Source organism: Niastella sp. sgz303648 (assembly GCF_059587045.1).
This window is the reverse complement of the sequence record NZ_JCAPSW010000003.1, coordinates 679310-698854: the sequence shown is the minus strand read 5'-3', so window position 1 is coordinate 698854 and position 19545 is coordinate 679310. Positions and strand designations below refer to the sequence as shown.

General features: G+C 42.0%; 19 protein-coding genes. 7 read left to right on the top strand and 12 right to left on the bottom strand.

Annotated elements, in window-relative coordinates; genetic code table 11:
• Positions 1-1301: 1301 nt before the first annotated feature.
• The 5 genes from AC59IL_RS11860 to AC59IL_RS11840 form a co-directional block, all read right to left on the bottom strand.
• The gene (locus tag AC59IL_RS11860; protein WP_496552338.1) at positions 1302-2291 is read right to left on the bottom strand and encodes a potassium channel beta subunit family protein; all 990 of its coding nucleotides are present in this window, start codon (positions 2289-2291) and stop codon (positions 1302-1304) included.
• 203 nt (positions 2292-2494) lie between these two features.
• Positions 2495-3073: an LPS export ABC transporter periplasmic protein LptC gene (gene lptC, locus AC59IL_RS11855; RefSeq protein WP_496552337.1), complete on the bottom strand. Its 579-nt coding sequence runs from the start codon at positions 3071-3073 to the stop codon at positions 2495-2497.
• A 3-nt stretch (positions 3074-3076) separates the two neighbouring features.
• On the bottom strand, positions 3077-4360 hold the full coding sequence (gene bamG / locus AC59IL_RS11850; protein WP_496552336.1) for a BamG family beta-barrel-assembly machinery protein: 1284 nt from the start codon (positions 4358-4360) through the stop codon (positions 3077-3079).
• Positions 4353-5084, bottom strand: a complete 732-nt coding sequence (locus AC59IL_RS11845) for a type III pantothenate kinase (RefSeq protein ID WP_496552335.1) — start codon at positions 5082-5084, stop codon at positions 4353-4355. The genes bamG and AC59IL_RS11845 overlap by 8 nt, the downstream gene beginning before the upstream one ends.
• Before the next feature lie 118 nt (positions 5085-5202).
• A complete protein-coding gene (locus AC59IL_RS11840; protein WP_496552334.1) occupies positions 5203-5850 on the bottom strand; it encodes an LON peptidase substrate-binding domain-containing protein in 648 nt (215 codons plus the stop codon).
• Between the two features lie 120 nt (positions 5851-5970).
• On the opposite strand from AC59IL_RS11840, the gene AC59IL_RS11835 reads away from it, so the two are divergent.
• From AC59IL_RS11835 to AC59IL_RS11815, 5 genes are all read left to right on the top strand, one after another.
• Positions 5971-6846 carry a glycosyltransferase family protein gene (locus AC59IL_RS11835; RefSeq protein ID WP_496552333.1) on the top strand — a complete coding sequence of 292 codons (876 nt, stop codon included), beginning with the start codon at positions 5971-5973 and terminating at the stop codon, positions 6844-6846.
• A 39-nt stretch (positions 6847-6885) separates the two neighbouring features.
• Positions 6886-7644: a glycosyltransferase family 2 protein gene (locus AC59IL_RS11830; RefSeq protein WP_496552332.1), complete on the top strand. Its 759-nt coding sequence runs from the start codon at positions 6886-6888 to the stop codon at positions 7642-7644.
• A gap of 1 nt (position 7645) precedes the next feature.
• Positions 7646-8467: a glycosyltransferase family 2 protein gene (locus tag AC59IL_RS11825; RefSeq protein WP_496552331.1), complete on the top strand. Its 822-nt coding sequence runs from the start codon at positions 7646-7648 to the stop codon at positions 8465-8467.
• 240 nt (positions 8468-8707) lie between these two features.
• Positions 8708-9622: a methylmalonyl Co-A mutase-associated GTPase MeaB gene (meaB, locus tag AC59IL_RS11820; protein WP_496552330.1), complete on the top strand. Its 915-nt coding sequence runs from the start codon at positions 8708-8710 to the stop codon at positions 9620-9622.
• Positions 9623-9641: 19 nt separating this feature from the next.
• Positions 9642-10529: a hypothetical protein gene (locus AC59IL_RS11815; protein ID WP_496552329.1), complete on the top strand. Its 888-nt coding sequence runs from the start codon at positions 9642-9644 to the stop codon at positions 10527-10529.
• A 430-nt stretch (positions 10530-10959) separates the two neighbouring features.
• On the opposite strand, the gene AC59IL_RS11810 is transcribed toward AC59IL_RS11815, so the two are convergent.
• From AC59IL_RS11810 to AC59IL_RS11800, 3 genes are all read right to left on the bottom strand, one after another.
• On the bottom strand, positions 10960-11175 hold the full coding sequence (locus tag AC59IL_RS11810) for a hypothetical protein (RefSeq protein ID WP_496552328.1): 216 nt from the start codon (positions 11173-11175) through the stop codon (positions 10960-10962).
• 169 nt (positions 11176-11344) lie between these two features.
• Positions 11345-13156 (bottom strand): translational GTPase TypA, encoded by a 1812-nt coding sequence (gene typA, locus AC59IL_RS11805; RefSeq protein WP_496552327.1) that lies wholly within the window; start codon positions 13154-13156, stop codon positions 11345-11347.
• Between the two features lie 182 nt (positions 13157-13338).
• Positions 13339-14463 (bottom strand): acyltransferase family protein, encoded by a 1125-nt coding sequence (locus AC59IL_RS11800; protein ID WP_496552326.1) that lies wholly within the window; start codon positions 14461-14463, stop codon positions 13339-13341.
• Between the two features lie 177 nt (positions 14464-14640).
• On the opposite strand from AC59IL_RS11800, the gene AC59IL_RS11795 reads away from it, so the two are divergent.
• On the top strand, positions 14641-16005 hold the full coding sequence (locus AC59IL_RS11795; protein ID WP_496552325.1) for a Gfo/Idh/MocA family protein: 1365 nt from the start codon (positions 14641-14643) through the stop codon (positions 16003-16005).
• Between the two features lie 31 nt (positions 16006-16036).
• Here AC59IL_RS11795 and AC59IL_RS11790 read toward each other — a convergent pair whose 3' ends face one another.
• A complete protein-coding gene (locus AC59IL_RS11790) occupies positions 16037-16261 on the bottom strand; it encodes a DUF2905 domain-containing protein (RefSeq protein WP_496552324.1) in 225 nt (74 codons plus the stop codon).
• A 77-nt stretch (positions 16262-16338) separates the two neighbouring features.
• Between AC59IL_RS11790 and AC59IL_RS11785 the strand changes: the two genes are divergently transcribed.
• Positions 16339-17334, top strand: a complete 996-nt coding sequence (locus AC59IL_RS11785) for an alpha/beta hydrolase (RefSeq protein ID WP_496552323.1) — start codon at positions 16339-16341, stop codon at positions 17332-17334.
• A 94-nt stretch (positions 17335-17428) separates the two neighbouring features.
• Here the strand turns inward: AC59IL_RS11785 and AC59IL_RS11780 are convergent, their stop codons facing one another.
• The 3 genes from AC59IL_RS11780 to AC59IL_RS11770 form a co-directional block, all read right to left on the bottom strand.
• Positions 17429-17854: a DUF8447 domain-containing protein gene (locus tag AC59IL_RS11780; protein WP_496552322.1), complete on the bottom strand. Its 426-nt coding sequence runs from the start codon at positions 17852-17854 to the stop codon at positions 17429-17431.
• A gap of 276 nt (positions 17855-18130) precedes the next feature.
• Positions 18131-18610 (bottom strand): DUF8447 domain-containing protein, encoded by a 480-nt coding sequence (locus AC59IL_RS11775; protein ID WP_496552321.1) that lies wholly within the window; start codon positions 18608-18610, stop codon positions 18131-18133.
• Positions 18611-18756: 146 nt separating this feature from the next.
• On the bottom strand, positions 18757-19260 hold the full coding sequence (locus AC59IL_RS11770) for a hypothetical protein (RefSeq protein WP_496552320.1): 504 nt from the start codon (positions 19258-19260) through the stop codon (positions 18757-18759).
• Between the last annotated feature and the right edge of the window lie 285 nt (positions 19261-19545).

Below are 19545 nucleotides of genomic sequence, written 5' to 3'. Positions count from 1 at the left end.
CGACTTTTTGTGGCACATAAAACATAATAAATGTTCACAAAACACGTTTCATGGGTGCATAATTGCAAAAAAGTCCGGTACCCCCATCAAAAAAATATGCAATTATTGCCCGTAGCTGTATCTTTGAGCAACCATAAAAGTTTAATCTGCTTTTAAACAATGAGTATTGCAGCAGATTAAAAATTTATTAAAACACTTCGTCACTTAGTTTTCATTACATAATATCAGGGTATAAACCGGCTTCTCTAAGCCGGTTTTCTGTTTTCGCGGTTGAAATATAAATAACAGCACAACCGCTCTCACAAATTCACAAACAGAAACTAATAACGCTCATTCAACTTTTCAGCAGATTAAATGAATGATATAACGCTATCACACATTATAACAGAAGCGCCTTATCTGATTATAATAAATTATCCTGTAACATTGCCTGCCGGATAAAACATAAGGCTTGTATCAGTTTTTTAAACCCTGGTACAAGCCTTTTGCTTTTTTTGAGTAACTGCAATAGCGCCGCTATGTTATTACTGATAAAAAAATTGCCGCCCTTGAAAAAAGGCGGCCTTTTTGCCCTATGCACTATTTAACCCCTATTAGAAATTTGTAAAAAAATATTTTAACCTAAACAGGAATACCTGATTAATGAATTTTTTATATCATGGCCAAAACTAAAACAGGGGCATTTACACTGAGGGCGGGAACTATGCACTGGTTACAAAATCGAATTACATAAAAAGCCCGGTTGGTTTCAGATTTCATAGTAAACGATTTGTTTCCCCGGAAGCGATGCGTTGCTATTTTACTTCCTTGTTGATGCCAAAGATATCTAACCGGAGTATAAGATACAATAGCATTATTACTAAGGAGCTACCATACGTACATGTCACCGTTAGTTGATGAATTTACCAGCTTGTATAAACACGTGAAATTGTTTTTAATTGACGGGTATCTAATCCCGTTAATTGACACCGCTACCTCAAACAAAATCTATAAACTCATTTATTACAATCAGTAACGTTCAGTATAAAAATATTATTCATCAGCTACTGTTTTTCATATCAATTATTTTCAATGTGCATGCATATAGGAAATTGTAAACAAAAACAATTAACGTTCTGCCATTAACCTCCATCAAAAGCCAATAAAAAAGCCCGCCTGAAATCAGCGCGGGCTTTTAAAATGTTCAAATGACATCTATTAAAAGAATAAATTCAACTCTCAAAACTCAATCACAAATTTCAAAACCACAAATCTCAAACGCCAAATTGCAAACTACGAACCTCAAACCTTAAACTTATACCTTAATTCAAATCAACCACAGGCTTATTCTGTAAAATGCCTTCAATCTTTTCAATCACATCGGGTTTCAATACCGCCAGGGTATCCAAAGCTTTCAGATTTTCCTGCAGTTGTTCTTTTTTGGTAGCGCCCAAAATGGTGCTCGTTACATTGGGGTTGCTGATCGTCCATGCAATGGCCAAAGTTGCTAAAGAAACACCTAATTGTTTAGCAAGCTCGCTCAGTTGTTTTACTTTTTTTAGTTTTTCATCCTGCAACCATCTTTCTTTCAGCCAGTCGAAACCTGTTATCGACAACCGCGATCCTTCGGGTATTCCTTCATTGTATTTACCCGTTAAAAAACCAGCCGCCAGCGGGCTCCAGATAGTAGTGCCCAAACCTACGTTTTGAAATACGGGCAGATAATCCATTTCCATTTTAAAGCGTTCGAACATGTTGTACTGGGGCTGCTCCATAGCGGGCCCAATCAGTGAGTACTGTTGCGCTACGCGATGCGCTTCCATAATTTCAGCACCGCTCCACATGCTGGTGCCCCAATATAAGATCTTGCCCTGCTGAATCAGATTATGCATCGTCCAAACAACTTCTTCAATAGGCACAGTGGTATCGGGCCGATGGCAGAAATACAAGTCAAGGTAATCGTGCTGCAGGCGTTGCAGCGCTTCGTGACAGGCTTCTATTATATGTTTACGACTTAAGCCTTTTTGATTAGGCTTGTTATTTTTACCACGCCATCCAAAATATACTTTCGATGAAATAACGTACGAAGTGCGGTCCCAGTTTTTTTTCTTTAACACTCGCCCCATCATTTTTTCGCTTTCGCCCAGTGCATATACTTCGGCATTATCAAAAAAGTTAATGCCGCTGTCGTAGGCCACCCCCATCAGTTCGTCGGCAATGCTGTCATCGATCTGTTTATGAAACGTTACCCAGCTGCCGAACGACAGCACGCTTAATTGTAAGCCCGACCGTCCGAGTCTTCTGTATTCCATAGTATTATTATATGTTTATTTAGTGCAAAATACCAGCTTTTTGCTTCAGGGGGTAAACGAAGTCTGAAGTCAGAAGAGCTTTAGAATCCATTACTCCTACTTTTACAATATGCCTTTCAGGTCATACTTCATACCTCTTACTTTATATCTCAGATTTCCGACATCGGACTTCTGACTTCAAAATTCAGACCTCCGACTTCCGGCTACTTCGGCATTCCGTTACTGGGCACCAGCACCGGACCAGAGGCCTTAAAAAAGGTATACGAGGTTAAATTCTGCGAAGCGCGTAATCCGTCTTTCGCATTTATAATTTTATCGCGCTGATAAATATCGGCCGGTTTAGCGGTATAAAATTCCTGTTTGTCCTGGTCCCACCACAGCTCCTGCGTACGCAGTGTATCGCCGTTTTTCAAACTTTTCACTACCACACTGTCGCGCAACAACACCTTATGATCAAATTCAACGAATTTGGCATAACGGGCATCAACGGTACTTTCTATTTTAGTTGAGTCGTCGAAAAAATCAACATGCAGTGTACGCGGAAACTCAATATAGGGCGAATCGGCCTGGTACCGCAACATATAGGGCGAAGTAAGCTTTGCTTTTACTTTACCGCTCTGGCTCAGATAGCTCTCAACCTGTTTGGCTTCTTCAATAGCTATCTTCTTTTTAAACATATCGTTTACCACTTCCGGGTCATTTTCGCAGGAACTGATAACAAAAAAGCAGCCCATCATCAGAGCTGCCATAATAAAATAATATGATGATTTAATTGCACGCATATTTTAATCATACTTACGTTTCACAAACCAGATATCGCTTAACGACAATCCTATTGCGATCTGGAAAAAGCTTTCGCGAATGATACTATTCTTATCACCGCGTTGTCCGAACTCGAACGTTGTATTAATAACCGAAAACTGATTTGAATATGCAGGCTTACGCATAGGTAATCCGGCGCCTACAGAAACACTCCATTTTTTCAGGTCTTTATCTACACTAATATAATCTGTACCGTACGAAACGCCTGTACGCAAACCAACATTGCTCCAGTAATTTTTGCCTCCTTTTGGCAACAACTGACTGCCCACATGTAAGGTCCAGCTATCACGTACTTCATCTGTTTCATCAAAAAACCGGTACTGCGACCATTTTTGGGTTGAATAATCCACACCTATCATCCATTTACCCAGTTTGTCGTAAATAAAACCAGCGCCCCACGATGCAGGATATTTTACTTTACCCGAAGCATCCTGTACATATTTAATGGTGTCGATTGTGCTGGTGCCTCCCGCTGAATTAGTGGTAAAAGTTTCATTCAGGTAGTCGCGACTTGCATGCAAACTGCTTTTGAGATTGCCATACGCGCCAAACCGCAGCCAGGTGCTTTTGCTCAATTTGGCCGTATATTGAATACCTGCATTCAGCAACACTCCGCCATAGTTGGCTTTTGTTTCATAATTCGAGGGGTAATAAAATACCGAATCATTTACAAAACTGCGGCGTGAACTATAATCTTTCGAACCAAACAGATAGCCAAAATTCACCCCAACAGAAAGATTTTTCAATACCGTAAAACCGGTTCCAACATAAGCTTCATAAGCGCCTCCGCTGCCTTCGTAAAGGGTATGAATGCTGTCGATATCAGCATCCCTTTCATTTTCTTCAATTTTATAATTGATTCGGGTTATGGGACGCAACCCCACATTCATGCCCCATCCGCCATTCTTTTTAAAGGGTATACCCAATTGCACATACGAGATCATGGGACTGTACGCCGAAAACTTTCTGGGTGGATTGGTTGATTTTATAGAACGGGTATCCAGTTCTATGCCAATATCAAGCGTGGTTGCCTGTAAGTGTGAATATGAAGCCGGATTTAAAAAATTTACAGTGGAATAATCATAGTAAGCAGCCCCAACGCCCCCCATGCCGCGGGTTAAAATATTCTGGCTCGGAACAATGTCGCCAAGTCCGTATCGCGAATAAACAGAGTTCAGGTTTTGAGCCTGAATATGAACTGTGAAGCAAGAACCAAAAAGAGCTAAAAGCCTGATTCTCTTATACATTGTTGTGCTCACTAATAGCATATAGGCCTTTGTAGATTAAATTAGGGTCTGCAAATATCTTGTTTTTCAAATGATAGACAAAATAGGGTGCATCCCCCCCGGTTAAGACTACGTTAAAGTTCCCATATTTTTCGTCGTACGCATCGATCATCCCGTCGATCTCTTTGGCCATTCCAAGGATTACACCACTTAGTATATTGGTGCGTGTATCGTAGCCTATCAGCGGCAGGTTCCAGTCTTTTTCAACCAGCGGTAGTTTGGCTGTAAACATATTCAGCGATTTAAACCGCATTTCCATACCGGGCGAAATACCGCCTCCCAAAAACTCGTTGAATTTATTCACGAAGTTGTAAGTGATAGCGCTTCCCAACCCAATTACAAGATTATTTTTTTGTGGAAAAAGATCAACTGCGGCCACCATCAGCGCAAGCCGGTCGGCCCCTATATCCTGCGGTTTACCTACCGGTGTGGTGATGGGAATTTTCGACAGGTGACTTAGTTTATGAAACCGGGTTGCTTCAGCAAGCAACTGCTCCATGGCAGGATTATGATTCACAACAGACGAAAGAATTGATTTTGCCGGCTTATAGGTTTTGATCAGATGCTGAATGGTTTCATCGCTATCGTTTTCAAGCACCAGTACCTGCTGTAATGCCCTTTTATCGAAAACAGCACATTTTAAGCGGGTGTTGCCAAAATCAAAGCAAAGCGTTGTTGTACCCAAATTGAAAAATTATTTAATCGGTTCCTGTGAAATAACGGTTGAAGAAATGTGATTTTTTTTGATTGGCCAAAAACATTTGCGGTGCGGATGCTGCACCGAAGGCGGAAACCATAAGTGGTTATAAATCGAGGTCAAAATCGAATGCCGATAAATTCCTGAAATGCCCGTTCAGCTTCACTTTTTCTTTAAGCTGCTCCATTTCGAGCAACATGGGTAATACTTTCTGCAAATGGCGTTTTATGTATTCCTGACGTTGTAATTCTTTCAACAACCCCAGCACTTCATACTCCTCCTCGAGCGACAATCCGGCATGATGGGCCACATCATAAGCCTGCAGCTTATCTTCGGGTTTTTTAAAATCTTTACTGATATTCAGCAGTCGATGCAATTGTTTTACACCCAGCACCACTTTTTGCATCAGTTCGCGGTTACCGGCATCGTCGTTTTCGGGATAATTTACAATAGCGCCACTATATAATTTTTCAGGTACCTGCTTTATTACTTCCAGGATCCTGAAAATACGCAGTCCCTCAGTTTTAATATCCATTTCGCCGTTCCCGTACGTTTGCACAATATCCGATACCTGCACCAACGTGCCCATTTCCTGTAGCCGGTTGTTTAAAACAGCGGGTATGCCAAACGATTTTTTACTTTCGAAACATTCATTAACCAGTTGCTTGTACCGGGGCTCAAAAATATGCAGGTGTACTTTTTCACCGGGAAAAACTACAATGCTCAGGGGGAATATCGGAATAAAATTAGTCATATGAAATACACGAAACGCAATCTAATACAATGTAATAAACCTATAAAAATTATTCCACATTCAGTTACTTTTGCACCATTAACAGGCCATCTTTTTTAACACAGCCCATTAAAAAAAGTTATGAAAATTTCGGGATTTATTATAATAAAAAACGCAGTTAAAAATGATTATCCTGTAACCGAAGCTATCAGGAGCGTTTTGCCCCTTGTAGATGAAATGATAGTGAGCATCGGCGATAGTGAAGATGACACTCTGTCGCTTATTCAATCCATTGCATCTGATAAAATCCGTATTGTGCATTCTGTTTGGGACCCTGCACTGCGCAAAGGTGGCGAAGTATTGGCGGTTGAAACAAATAAGGCTTTTCAGCACATATCGCCCGATGCAGACTGGGCCTTTTATATTCAGGCCGATGAAGTTGTGCACGAAAAATATCACGCGGTTATTCTGGAAGCAGCCAAAAAATATAAAGATCAGAAAGAAGTGGAAGGTTTGTTATTCAGGTATACCCATTTTTACGGAACCTACAATTATGTTGGTGACAGCCGTCGCTGGTATAACCGCGAAATTCGCATAATACGCAACGATAAAAACATTCATTCTTATAAAGATGCACAGGGCTTTCGTAAAGACGGCCGGAAATTGCTTGTAAAGCTTATCGATGCACATATTTATCACTATGGCTGGGTAAAAAGTCCCAAACAAATGCACGAGAAGGCAAAGAACATTGGCAAATTCTGGCGTACTGATGAAGAATGGGAACAATTTTTAACAGCTTCTGATTTCTGGGACTATAACAACGAATACGATTCGCTGGTAAAATTCACCGGAACGCATCCCGCCGTTATGCAGGAAAGGATCAAAAATCAAAACTGGAATATTGAGCTCGATACAAGCAAAAAACGCTTTTCATTCAAAGAGCGCGTACTGTATTTTATTGAAAAACTAACCGGCAAACGCCTGTTCGATTATAAGAACTACAAAATATTAAGATAAACAAAACCCTTTACCATCTACCACAATAAAAAAGATCCAATGAATTCGATTACAGCTGTAATCATTACCCACAACGAAGCAAAAAATATTCAACGATGCCTTGCTTCGCTGAAATCAGTGGCCGATGAAATTATTGTTGTAGATTCTTTTTCAACCGACGATACCCTTGCCATTTGCAAACAGGAAGGTGCCGTTGTACATCAACAGGCATGGCTTGGTTTTGGCCCGCAAAAGAACGTGGGCATACAGCTGGCAAAACACGAATATATTTTATCGCTCGATGCCGATGAAGCACTGGATGAAGCTTTAAAAACAGAAATACTTAAAGCCAAAAATCAGGGGTTAAACGGTGTATACGATTTTACCCGTTTGAATTATTATTACGGAAAATTTTTGCACCATGGTCATGAATACCCCGATTACAAGATCAGGTTATTTCCCAAAACCACCATACGATGGAACGATGAACTGGTGCATGAAACATTGTTGGTGCCGGATGACATACCAAAAAAACGGCTAAAAGGACACCTGTTACATTATACTTACTTTACTATTCAGGAGCACGTGACTAAAGCCAATAAATATACGAACCTGGGCGCTGAATTAAATTACCAGAAAGGGAAAAAGGCCTCCTGGTTTAAAATACTGTTTGGTCCGCCGGCCACATTTGTACAGGCCTATATAATAAAAGGTGGTTTTTTAGACGGGGGTCATGGTTTTATTGTAGCGGTTTTTCATGCCTACGGCACTTTTATGAAGTATACCAAATTGTGGCAATTAAATAATCAAACCAGGTAACGTGAACAGCAAACCAACCAGTACATTATTGATTGCCACTTATAACTGGCCCGAAGCGCTGGAGCTTACATTACAAAGTGTAAAGCAGCAGACCTTATTACCAAATGAAGTAATTATTGCCGATGATGGTTCAAAGGAACCTACCAAAAAACTGATTGAAAGTTTTCAAAGCAATTTTCCTGTTCCCTTACGGCACATATGGCAACCCGACGAAGGTTTTAAACTGGGGCAAATACGCAATAAAGCCATTGCAGCTGCTACCGGTGAATACGTGATACAAATTGATGGCGACCTCATTCTTCATCCGTCATTTGTAAAAGATCATGTGCAGGCTGCAAGGCCCGGTAGTTTCATTGGCGGCAGCCGTGTGTTGCTCGATGAAAACCTGTCGCGCACGCTGTTTCAAAACAAACAGCTGCAGGTATCAATTTTTCAAAAAGGTGTACGCAATAAATTAAATGCGTTGCATGCGCCTGCGATAGCCCGGCTGATAGAAGTATTTAAAAAAGAAAAAGGGTTGTATAATCTGCGTGGTTGTAATATGTCGTTCTGGAAAAAAGACCTGCTGGCCGTGAACGGGTACAATGAGCAGATCACCGGCTGGGGTCGCGAAGATACCGAGCTGGTGATTCGGTTATACAATAAAGGTATAAACCGGGTATACTTTAAATTGCAGGGTATTGTATATCATCTTTACCATAAAGAGTTCGACCGTACCAGCATATTGCGCAACGATGAAATTGTGAAGCAGGCGCTGAACAGTAAATCAACCTGGTGCGAGAAAGGGGTAGCGCAGTATTTAGAAAAGGGCAATGGGCAATAGGCAATGGACAAAATTAACAAGTGGTTTGATATTGCCACAGTACGTTAGTGTATTGCTGCAGTGCTTCAATATTGTCAAAGGACTTCAGCGCGTGGAATAAATCAACCAGGCAACACATATGGTTTTAGCCAAACTTTAAACCATGATGCCCTGCTGGCATTTGGGCTAAAGCCAAAAACATTTAATTCGCTATCTTCCGCCTAAAGACGATGGACGCAACATAATTAATTAATTTATAACATGCATACCAAAGCGCCGGTAAACTGGCCACAGTTAATGGAACAGGTTCAGCTTGGCTTGCCAAAAGCCATTTCGCGGTGTATTTCACTGGTCGAAAATGAAACGCCCGGTTATGAACAATTCCTCGCCGGTTTGCCTGCCACAGGTGCCGCACAAATAATTGGTATTACCGGTCCGCCCGGTGCAGGCAAAAGCACTTTAACCGATGCTCTTATTGGCCAACTGGTGCAGGCGCAAAAAAAAGTAGCGGTACTGTGCGTTGATCCCTCCTCGCCTTTTAACATGGGCGCCCTGCTGGGCGACCGCATCAGAATGAGTGAATGGTACAATCACCCTCATGTGTTCATTCGCTCATTGGCCACCAGAGGTTCACTCGGTGGACTTCACCCGAAAATTATCGAGTTAACCGAAGTACTGAAGGCAGCGCCGTTTGATTATATTCTGGTAGAAACGGTTGGTGTGGGGCAAAGTGAAGTTGAGATTGCCGGATTGGCCGATGTTACCGTGGTAGTACTGGTGCCCGAGGCCGGCGATGAAGTACAAACCATGAAAGCCGGACTGATGGAAATAGCCGATATTTTTGTGGTGAACAAGGCCGACCGCCCCGATGCCGATACTTTTTACCGCAACCTGAAGCTGATGTTGCAACCCGCTTTTCATGCTACCGCAATGGATATTCCGGTTATTAAAACAGTAGCTTCGCAAAAAAAAGGTGTTCCTGAATTGTACGAAGCTATAGGCCGGCAACTGCAACAGGTACATTCTACTGATAAAAAATACCGGTTGCTGGCCGAAAAAGCCTGGCTGCTGCTGCAAAAGCACCGGATGAAAAATATTAACAAACACGATTTACTGGCAGCCATTCAAAAAGAAAATATCACCAATATTTATTCGTTTATTACACGGTATTACTAAAAACCTTTTCACTTAAGATATGCATATATTGTATTGTACGTTTGGCAATCGTTTTCAAAATCACCTGCAGGCTGCATTTTCGGCAATTTCTTTTTTACAACAACCTTCAGAAATATCTTCCATCAATATAATAACCGATGCTCCTTCGTTTTACAAACATTTATCGGGCCATGTAAATATCATCGAAACAACTCCCGACAAAATAAAAGAATGGAAAGGGCCACACGATTTTTTCTGGCGGGTAAAAATAAAAGCCATTCAGCATGTGGCTTCGTTGTATATGGGAAGTCCGGTTATGTATTGTGATACCGACACGTTTTTATATAATGATATCACACCTTTAAAAACAGCGCTTCAAAACGGAAAAGCGTATATGCATGAAGATGAGGGTGCGTTATCGTCGCTTACCGACAAAACAAGCAAAAGAACCTGGCGGGCCCTGAAAGAAAAAACTTTCGCAGGATTGCTGATGAAACCCACCGATCATATGTGGAATGCCGGTGTGGTATCTTCACCCAACAATCAAAACGGAAAAGATATTGAGCTGGCTTTACAAATATGCGATGAAATGTGCGCCGGTGGTGTACCAAATCGACTGGTTGAACAATATGCCCTGTCGCTGGCCCTGCATCATGTTTATACGGTGAGTGAGGCCACTCCCTGGATCGCGCATTACTGGCGAAATAAAGAAGATTGGAACCCGTTCATTCTGGAGTGGGTGGCTGAACAACAATTCAGGCAAAAATCATTTTCTGAAATAATAGCTGCTTTTGCAGACCTCGACATCAGCAAAGTACCGGTGATCATCAAAAGAAAATACACCGCAGTAAAATGGCACCGGGCAGTTGATAAGCTGTTCCCTCCTACCAATCATAAGTATGTTAAAAACGGGAAAATAACACCGTAGCATCTGCAAGGTGGTTGTTGTAGCTGCGATTCAGTTAAAGACGCATTTTTTTCGCTGATTTTACGGCCTGGCAATATCTTATCTACCCTGAAATTATAGACTTACTCATGTCAGCTCTATAACAGCTCCATACCTGATTGCATAATTATCCGAAATTTAACCGCCTTTTTTCCGTGATTTCTCCGACTGAGAGTCGGACAAGAGTCGGACGAAACCCGGACAAAAGTCGGACGAAATACGAATCTGGTACGATCGTGTTATGGCCCCGGTACGATAACCGGTTAACGAAAACCAGAAACTGAATGGGAAATCTTTTGTCTTAAGAATTGGATCCTTTGAAGGATAATTTTAAAGGGGGCCTACACTTTGGAACACCCAACGCCCTGATGTGAAGTAAAAAATTATTAATCAATCAGTTACAATAGGCCTTTCACTGGTTATTCCTCCACCAGCGATACCCTATATATCCAATGATCAAAAACGGGGTGAGACCCAGGTAAATGATGCCGGCATTCAGGGCTTTTGCCGGTCTTTCGCCCAGTTGCTGGGCCGTTTTGGTGCAAATGGAGCATTGGGCCAATAAATCGGCCGGAATTACAATAATTAAAGCCAGTAATACAAACAATATCAACCATCCTCTTGCCATAACAATTCAATTACAGCACAAAAATACAATTAAAATAATTGAGTGCCGCAGAGGGCGAAAAAAACAAAAAAGCAATTTTATTGCCAGTACAAACAGAATGGGACCATAAATAAAAAGGAACTGCCGGTAAAGGCAATTCCTTCTATGTAATACAATTTATCTTTTGCGATTATGCTTCTTCTGTCTTCATACTTTTCGCGAACTTCTTTCTATCTTCTTCATCCAACATAGTTTTACGCATACGAATGAAGTTCGGCGTTACTTCAATACACTCATCCTGTTGAATATACTCCATACACTCTTCGAGCGTGAGTAATGTTTTGGGAGTAATATGAACAGTTCCATCACTACCACTGGCGCGCATGTTGGTGAGTTTTTTTCCTTCGGTGATTTGAACCACCAGGTCGCCTGGTTTAATATGCTCGCCAATTATCTGACCGGCATATATTTCTTCACCCGGATCAACGAAGAAAGCACCTCTGTCCTGTAATTTATCAATAGAGTAAGCAGTTGTCGATCCGTTTTGTTTGGCCAGCAACACACCATTACTACGGCCGGGTATAACACCTTTCCATGGTTTGTATTCACTAAAACGGTGCGCCATTACTGCTTCACCGGCGGTGTTGGTAAGCATTTGTGTACGCAGCCCGATCAATCCGCGTGAAGGAATTTCAAATTCAAGATGCTGCATATCACCTTTAGTTTCCATCACATGCATCTCGCCTTTACGACGGGTAACCAGGTCAATTACTTTTGAAGCGTATTCCTGGGGCACATCTACCACCAGCACTTCGTATGGTTCGCATTTTTTACCATTGATTTCCTTTACAATAACCTGTGGCTGACCTACAGTTAACTCATATCCTTCGCGGCGCATGGTTTCGATCAATATCCCCAGGTGCAATATACCACGGCCATATACCATAAAGCTATCGCCGCCATCGCTATCAAGTACCTTTAAAGCCAGGTTCTTTTCTGTTTCTTTCATTAACCGGTCGCGCAGGTGACGGCTGGTTACAAATTTTCCATCCTTACCATAAAAAGGCGAATTGTTAATGGAGAACTGCATATTCATGGTAGGCTCATCAACACTGATCAGCGGTAATGCTTCGGGATTTTCAAAATCGGCAAGGGTATCGCCAATGTTGAAGCCATCGATACCTACAACAGCGCACAGGTCGCCGGCAATTACTTCTGTTACTTTCTTTTTACCCATGCCTTCAAACACATACAGTTCCCGTACGCGCGTTTTCTTAATGCTGCCATCGGCCTGCATTAAAGAAATGGGTTGATTTTCTTTGATCGTTCCGCGAGCAACTCTTCCGATGGCAATACGGCCCAGGAAAGAAGAATAATCAAGCGAAGTGATCTGCATCTGCAAAGTACCTTCGCTCACTTTCGGTGGAGGTACATGTTTCAAAATGCCATCAAGTAAAGGATCGATATTATCGCAAGGTGTTAATGAGTCGTTGAACCAGCCATTTTTACCACTTCCGTAATAGGTGGGGAAGTCTAATTGCTCTTCGGTAGCATCGAGGTTGAAAAACAATTCAAACACGGCATCATGCACTTCATCGGGGCGGCAATTGGGTTTATCTACTTTGTTAATGATTACAATCGGGCGCAGGTTTAACTGTAGCGCTTTTTGCAATACAAAGCGGGTTTGCGGCATCGGACCTTCAAAAGCATCCACCAACAAACATACGCCATCAGCCATTTTTAATACGCGTTCTACCTCGCCGCCAAAGTCAGAGTGGCCGGGGGTATCAATCACATTAATCTTAACGTCTTTGTATGTTACAGCCGCATTCTTACTAAAAATGGTGATCCCTCTTTCTCTTTCCAGATCATTACTGTCCATGATCAGCTCACCAGTTTGCTGGTTATCACGAAACACTTTGGTAGCATGTAAAATCTTGTCTACCAGAGTAGTTTTACCGTGGTCTACGTGGGCAATAATGGCGATATTTCTAATATTCATAATTCCTTATTCCTGACAGGAAGTGTTTTTAAATTCTTAATAATGAATGCCTTTTTCAGTTGAATTTTCAACGGCGGCAAACGAGGCGCAAAGGTACGCTAAATCAATGGGCGGGGCAAGCAAAAGCAGAAACTTCTTGTACAATTAATTCGGGACAATAAGTGTTTTTTTGGGCAGATGCATTATATCCGGATATATATCTTTCGTTTATCCATCCACCAGCCTACGAACCAGCACATTAGCATAAACCAAATGGCAAACAACAGCGAACCGGGATACTGGCCTGCATACCGGAAAATACGCTCAAAAATCCATTTATACAATGTCATATCCTTTTTTATTCTAACCGCATGCAATACGAGGGCGCCTGCGTCCGATAACAGGTATATGAACAAGGCATTTTTCCCAAACACTTCAAAAAACCAGGTCCACCGTTTTTTATCCAAAAAGTCGATGCAATAAATTACTACAGCAAGAATAATGCAACACAATCCTGTTGTAAGCAAAACAAATGAACTGGTCCATAATTTTTTATTTATGGGGAAGCTAAGATCCCAGCAATAAGCCAGTCCCAGTAACACACATCCTGCCAGTAAAAGTTTGGCCAGCATTTCCCAGGTTTTACCATGAAACTGAATAAACCGGCCCGCTATGTAACCTGCCACTACATTAACCACAGCAGGGAAAGTGCTCAGCAGGCCTTCGGGCTCAAACGGAATGTCTTCGCCATGGTACATATGATCGGGCCCTATAAGCCAGTAATCTATTTTTGTTCCTGCATTGCCCGTCATGCTCAGTTCGTTACCAGGTTGGCCAAACCACAACAATATCAGCCTGTAAGCAATTAAAAAAAATACCGATGTAATAAGCGCGCCTTTGGGTTTAAGGTAGTAAATAAGTAAAGCCGCAATGCCGTAACACAAAGCAATTCGCTGCAGCACGCCGAATACTCTTGTTGTTGAAAAAGGTTTCAGCATAGCATGCCCGTCGGGACCGTATTTAATAAACGGAAACCAATACATCACATACCCGATTATAAACAGCAACAGTGTGCGTTTAAAAATTTTCATCAGCACCTGGGCTTCACTCATATCAGCCCATTTTTGCATGGCAAAACTCATTGCATTGCCTACGGCAAATAAAAAAGAAGGAAATACCAGATCGGTTGGCGTAAAACCATTCCATTCAGCATGCAGCAGCGGCGCATAAGTTGTAGGGTGGTTGCCCGGCGTATTTACGATGATCATGAAACAAATGGTCATGCCGCGAAATACATCAAGTGCTGTGTAACGGTAGGTTGGGATCATAAAAAGATTCAAAATTATCAATCGCCGTTTAAGCTTTAGCTCATAAGCAGCACAAAGAAATTAAAATATTATTAAATAAAATCATATCAAATTGTGTATTTCGAATGGTTCGGTACACTTTTAGTAAGTTACTGTTACTTGAATTTTCTTCTTTGAACCAATAAACTTTTCCCCGGCATGAGCAAATATTTTTCGCGTCGCGATGTATTAAAGCAACTGGGACTTGCAGCAGGCGCCGCCCTGCCACTGAGCAGTTGGTCTGCCTCACCAATACCCATTCCCACACCGGATGATTTTTTACCGCAGCCGCCCGAAAAACCAATTTCGGCAATTACCTTGGGGGCAGGCAATCGCGGAAATGTTTACGGCAATTACGCCACTGCCTATCCTCATCACATAACCATAGTGGGTGTTGCCGAGCCCATTGCTGTACGCAACCAGCGGTACGCCCAACAGCATAATATCCCCGAAAAAAATCGCTTCAATACCTGGGAAGATGTGTTTAAACGGCCAAAATTTGCCGATGCTGTTATTATTTCCACACCCGACCGGTTGCATTACGGTCCGTGTATGGAAGCATTGAAAATGGGATATAATGTTTTGCTCGAAAAACCAATTTCGCCGAGTGAACAGGAATGCCGCGATATTCTGGCCCTGACCAAAAAAAGCGGGCGCATTGTAGCTGTTTGTCATGTATTGCGGTATGCTCCCTACTTTATTAAACTGCGTGAGCTGGTTCAGTCGGGTGCGGTGGGCGAAGTGATCAGCTTTCAGCATCTTGAACCCATTGAATACGTGCATATGTCGCATTCGTATGTACGGGGCAACTGGCACAACAGCCAAACCACCACGCCCATCATTTTAGCCAAAAGTTGCCACGATATGGATATTCTTCGCTGGATCATAAATAAACCGGCAAAATCGGTTACTGCTTTTGGTAATTTAAAGTGGTTCAGAAAAGAAAATGCACCGGAAGGCAGCACCGATCGTTGTATTAATGGCTGTGCGGTTGAAAGCACCTGCCCTTATTCAGCGCTTAAAATTTACCAGCGCGATCATCAGCGCCTGTATGTATTCGACCTGCCCGAAGATGCCGCTAAAAAAGACGCGGCCATACTCGAATACCTGCGCACTACCGACTATGGCCGATGTGTTTATAAAATGGATAACGATCAACCCGATCATTACGTAAGCAATATTTTGTTTGATAACAATATCACCGCATCCTTTTCGATGGAAGCGTTTACTTCGTATGCCGGCCGCCGTACAAGGGTAATGGGCAGCATGGGCGATATTTCGGGCGATATGACACAGTTTACCCTAACCGATTTCAGAACCGGGGTAAAAACCGATTGGGCGCTTACCACCGATCATCATGGCGGTGGCGACTGGCGGCTGATGGCGAACTTTATTCAGGCGGTAAGCAAACAGGACCCCAACCTGCTTACCTCTACCATCGATGTGTCGATCGAAAGCCACGTAATGTGTTTTATGGCCGAACACAGCAGGCTGGAAAAAAAGGTGATGGATGTGGTAATGTAAGTCACAAGGCACAGGGAGCAAGGCGCAGAGGTCAAAGAAATCTTCGGATAATACTTATTACTACAGTGACCAGAACGCTAAAAATAATCATGGTGGTAATAGGGAAATAAAAGCGGAAGTTTTCTTTTTCAATCCGTATGTCGCCCGGTAAATGCCCTATCCAGTGCAGTTTATCGTGAAAAAAGTATATAACGAGGCCTATGACCACAATGGCGCCTCCTATGAGCATAATATATTTACCGGTATCGGAATTCATATAAATTTCATTTTAATTCCTGCCCATATCTTTCATACGTAACAAAAAGCTGTTAATTTCAACACCAAATTTACGGCATGAGCAAAAAGAAATGGGCACTTCTTATTCCGGTTGTTTTGGTTGCTGCATATTTTGCAGGCCCCAATCCTTCTACACCGGTTTACAGCACTACAATGCCGGTGGTGCCGGCCGAACCTGGTTCCCTGGTAAATTATATTAAGCAGAAAGAAGCTGCACATACCATAAAACCCGATAATGAAGCCCGGATCATTTGGGCCAATGATTCGCTGAAAAACCAAACCGAATACGCACTGGTGTACCTGCACGGCTTTAGCGCCTCACAGGGCGAAGGCGATCCGGTACATCGCGATCTGGCAAAGAAATTCGGTTGTAATTTGTATTTATCGCGCCTGGCCGAACACGGCATCGATACCACCGAGCCCATGGTTAACCTCACCGCTGATAATTACTGGGAAACTGCCAAAGAAGCGTTTGCCATTGGTAAACAAATAGGCAAAAAAGTAATACTCGTAGGCACCTCAACCGGCGGAACGCTTGCATTAAAGCTGGCCGCTGATTACCCTGATGTTTATGCTTTACTGCTGATGTCGCCCAATATTGCCATTAACGATCCTACCGCCTGGATATTGAACAATCCGTGGGGATTGCAGATAGCCAGAACCGTAACCGGTTCAAAATACATCGATTCAAAAAATACGCGCGAAGGGTTCCGCAAATACTGGACGTATCACTACCGCATCGAAGCAGCAGTAGCCCTTGAAGAATTGCTTGAAACAAGCATGAATAAAGAAACATTTCAGAAAGTAACCCAACCAACGCTTGTATTATACTACTATAAAGACAAGGTTCACCAGGACAGCACTGTGAAGGTGAGCGCCATAACAGAAATGTTTGATCAGTTAGGCACGCCTGCCGATAAAAAAAGAGCGGTATCAATTCCCAATGCCGGTGATCACGTTATTGGTTCATGGGTACGGTCGAACGATATACCTTCTGTTGAAAAAGAAAGTGAAAAGTTCATGACCGAAGTACTTGGAATAAAGCCTTTGTAATAATTCGGCCATTGATCAATGAAGTGATGATATATGTATAAAAAAAGAGAGGCTGTCGATGTTGACAGCCTCTTTAGATCCTGTTCCCCTTTATTTAGTGTCTTCCGTAATGATCATCTCTTTTATCATTATTCCGGTCGTTATCGTTGTTTCTGCTATTTCTGTCGTTTCCTTTAATATGGTCGGTTGAAGCCTGGCTAACCATTACCCTACCCCGGTTGATACCGATATTTACTATTTGCGCAGGGGCAATGGATAAGGAGCTGTTATAAACAACCTGTGTTCTTTTTCTGAATCCAAAACTTTCGGTTTTATAAATGGTGATGTTGTGATTACCGGGACGAATATTATCCAAAACAAACGTGTTGTTAAGGTTGTAGGTTACTCCATCTATTCTTGCCTGCATTATGCTATGATCGTTATTTACAATTGATATTTTGCTGTTTTTGGGGCCGGGATGTTCGGCGGCAAAAGTTGTTATGCTGAATAATATGGCTGCGAGTGTAAAAATCTTTTTCATAATCTGTTTCCTCCAAAGTTTTTATTTGCTATAATAGATTGAATTTAAAAGTCGCCGTTTACTAAAGGAGTGTTAAACGCACAGAAGCGTAAAAACGAAGTCATTTCTTTCACCAATGCTGTTACAGGAAATGTAAGTGCGGGTTATGCAACGCGATCAAACGAAAGAAAAAGGAACGCGAAAACAGGTGTAGTTATAATTAACTGATTTTTTCTGTAAAATAAAAAGGCCCCCCGCATGCGGGGGGCCATTGAATATTTACGGTATAGGGGCAAATTAATGCCTGTAATGATCATCACGATCATCATGATCACCATAACCTGGTGTACGGTCGTAGTTACCGCCGCGATCATAGTCCCGGTTACGATCCCAATCCCTGCCATTTGCATAACCGCCTCCATTGTAACAATCATCACTATCACCACGGCTTTCTACCCATACTCTTTCAAAACGGTTGATGTTGATGTTTAACGATTCCCAGGGTTTTACAAATGTGGTGCTGTTGTAAATCATTTGCGGCCTTCTTCTGAACATGCCATAGTTATTTACCTGGTAAACTTCAATGCAGTGACGGCCGGGCCGGATATCATCCATTACAAAACCATTACAGTCTAAATTATATTGTCGGCCATCTATTACTACCTGAAGCCTTGCATCACTATTGCTACGAATGGCTAATTTACCAGGACGGGGATGTTCGGCTGCAAAAGTTGTTACGCTGAACAATATGGCTGCGAGTGTAAAAATCTTTTTCATAATCTGTTTCCTCCATTTTTTGTTTTATACTGTAATAGATGGGGAACAGCACTCGTCGTTTACAAATGGTATGTTAAAGAAAAAAACAGCCAAAACGCAGATGGTTTGATTGTTTGTTAACAATCAAACCATCTGATAATTTATGACTATCTACCTTTTTTATATTCTTCGAGCACTTCGATTTCACCGCGGCAAAGTTTTACCTTTTTCCAGTCGGTATCGCCCTGCAGGTTGAAAATATAAACGGTAGGAGCATCGGGGCTTTCAATTTCCTGTACTATATAAATCTTATAGTCGTAGTACACGCTTTTTATTTGCGCACGAATATCACGGGCAAGATTTCGCTCCTCGTAGTACTTCATTATATAATTCAAATCGCCCCGGTTTGTGTAAATAACGCGGTACTGTATACTGTCGCGAAAGAAAACCGCTACATAACAGTCGTTATTTTTATGCCATGATTCATTGGTTACTCCGCTGAAACGGCTAACAAAATCGCGCATAGCGCGGGTATTCATTTCGTTCAGGTATTGATTGGTGCGCCCGTGGTTCCTGAGGTTTCCGGCTAATTCGCTGCCGGTTTGTTGCGATTGGGCGAATGTGGTTAACGCCGCCAGGCAAATGCCTGTGGCAATCAGATACTTTTTCATGGCTATTTATTTATTAGTTTAAAACAATTATTACAAAGCTATCGCTTATGTAAGACCGTATTTATAAATGGTATTGGTGCCTGTTACTCGATAATCTGGGAACGTACACTTGAATAGTTGAAGTTGAAAAACAAGGCATTTTTAGTTGGGTATAGCACTGGTGAACAGTATTTGCAAAATGTTTCATGGGGTTACCTTTTTCACGTTAAGGTTCTGTTAAATGGGAATTATGGAAAACCCATTATCATAAAGGATCATATGTATTCAAAACACTTTTTACTTTTA

What these genes read in the sequence shown, in the direction of transcription:
- AC59IL_RS11860 (WP_496552338.1), bottom strand. Translation starts at nt 2,291, where the DNA reads ATGGAATACAGAAGACTCGGACGGTCGGGCTTACAATTAAGCGTGCTG.
- lptC (WP_496552337.1), bottom strand. Translation starts at nt 3,073, where the DNA reads ATGCGTGCAATTAAATCATCATATTATTTTATTATGGCAGCTCTGATG.
- bamG (WP_496552336.1), bottom strand. Translation starts at nt 4,360, where the DNA reads ATGTATAAGAGAATCAGGCTTTTAGCTCTTTTTGGTTCTTGCTTCACA.
- AC59IL_RS11840 (WP_496552334.1), bottom strand. Translation starts at nt 5,850, where the DNA reads ATGACTAATTTTATTCCGATATTCCCCCTGAGCATTGTAGTTTTTCCC.
- AC59IL_RS11835 (WP_496552333.1), top strand. Translation starts at nt 5,971, where the DNA reads ATGAAAATTTCGGGATTTATTATAATAAAAAACGCAGTTAAAAATGAT.
- AC59IL_RS11830 (WP_496552332.1), top strand. Translation starts at nt 6,886, where the DNA reads ATGAATTCGATTACAGCTGTAATCATTACCCACAACGAAGCAAAAAAT.
- meaB (WP_496552330.1), top strand. Translation starts at nt 8,708, where the DNA reads ATGCATACCAAAGCGCCGGTAAACTGGCCACAGTTAATGGAACAGGTT.
- AC59IL_RS11815 (WP_496552329.1), top strand. Translation starts at nt 9,642, where the DNA reads ATGCATATATTGTATTGTACGTTTGGCAATCGTTTTCAAAATCACCTG.
- AC59IL_RS11810 (WP_496552328.1), bottom strand. Translation starts at nt 11,175, where the DNA reads ATGGCAAGAGGATGGTTGATATTGTTTGTATTACTGGCTTTAATTATT.
- typA (WP_496552327.1), bottom strand. Translation starts at nt 13,156, where the DNA reads ATGAATATTAGAAATATCGCCATTATTGCCCACGTAGACCACGGTAAA.
- AC59IL_RS11800 (WP_496552326.1), bottom strand. Translation starts at nt 14,463, where the DNA reads ATGATCCCAACCTACCGTTACACAGCACTTGATGTATTTCGCGGCATG.
- AC59IL_RS11795 (WP_496552325.1), top strand. Translation starts at nt 14,641, where the DNA reads ATGAGCAAATATTTTTCGCGTCGCGATGTATTAAAGCAACTGGGACTT.
- AC59IL_RS11790 (WP_496552324.1), bottom strand. Translation starts at nt 16,261, where the DNA reads ATGAATTCCGATACCGGTAAATATATTATGCTCATAGGAGGCGCCATT.
- AC59IL_RS11785 (WP_496552323.1), top strand. Translation starts at nt 16,339, where the DNA reads ATGAGCAAAAAGAAATGGGCACTTCTTATTCCGGTTGTTTTGGTTGCT.
- AC59IL_RS11780 (WP_496552322.1), bottom strand. Translation starts at nt 17,854, where the DNA reads ATGAAAAAGATTTTTACACTCGCAGCCATATTATTCAGCATAACAACT.
- AC59IL_RS11775 (WP_496552321.1), bottom strand. Translation starts at nt 18,610, where the DNA reads ATGAAAAAGATTTTTACACTCGCAGCCATATTGTTCAGCGTAACAACT.
- AC59IL_RS11770 (WP_496552320.1), bottom strand. Translation starts at nt 19,260, where the DNA reads ATGAAAAAGTATCTGATTGCCACAGGCATTTGCCTGGCGGCGTTAACC.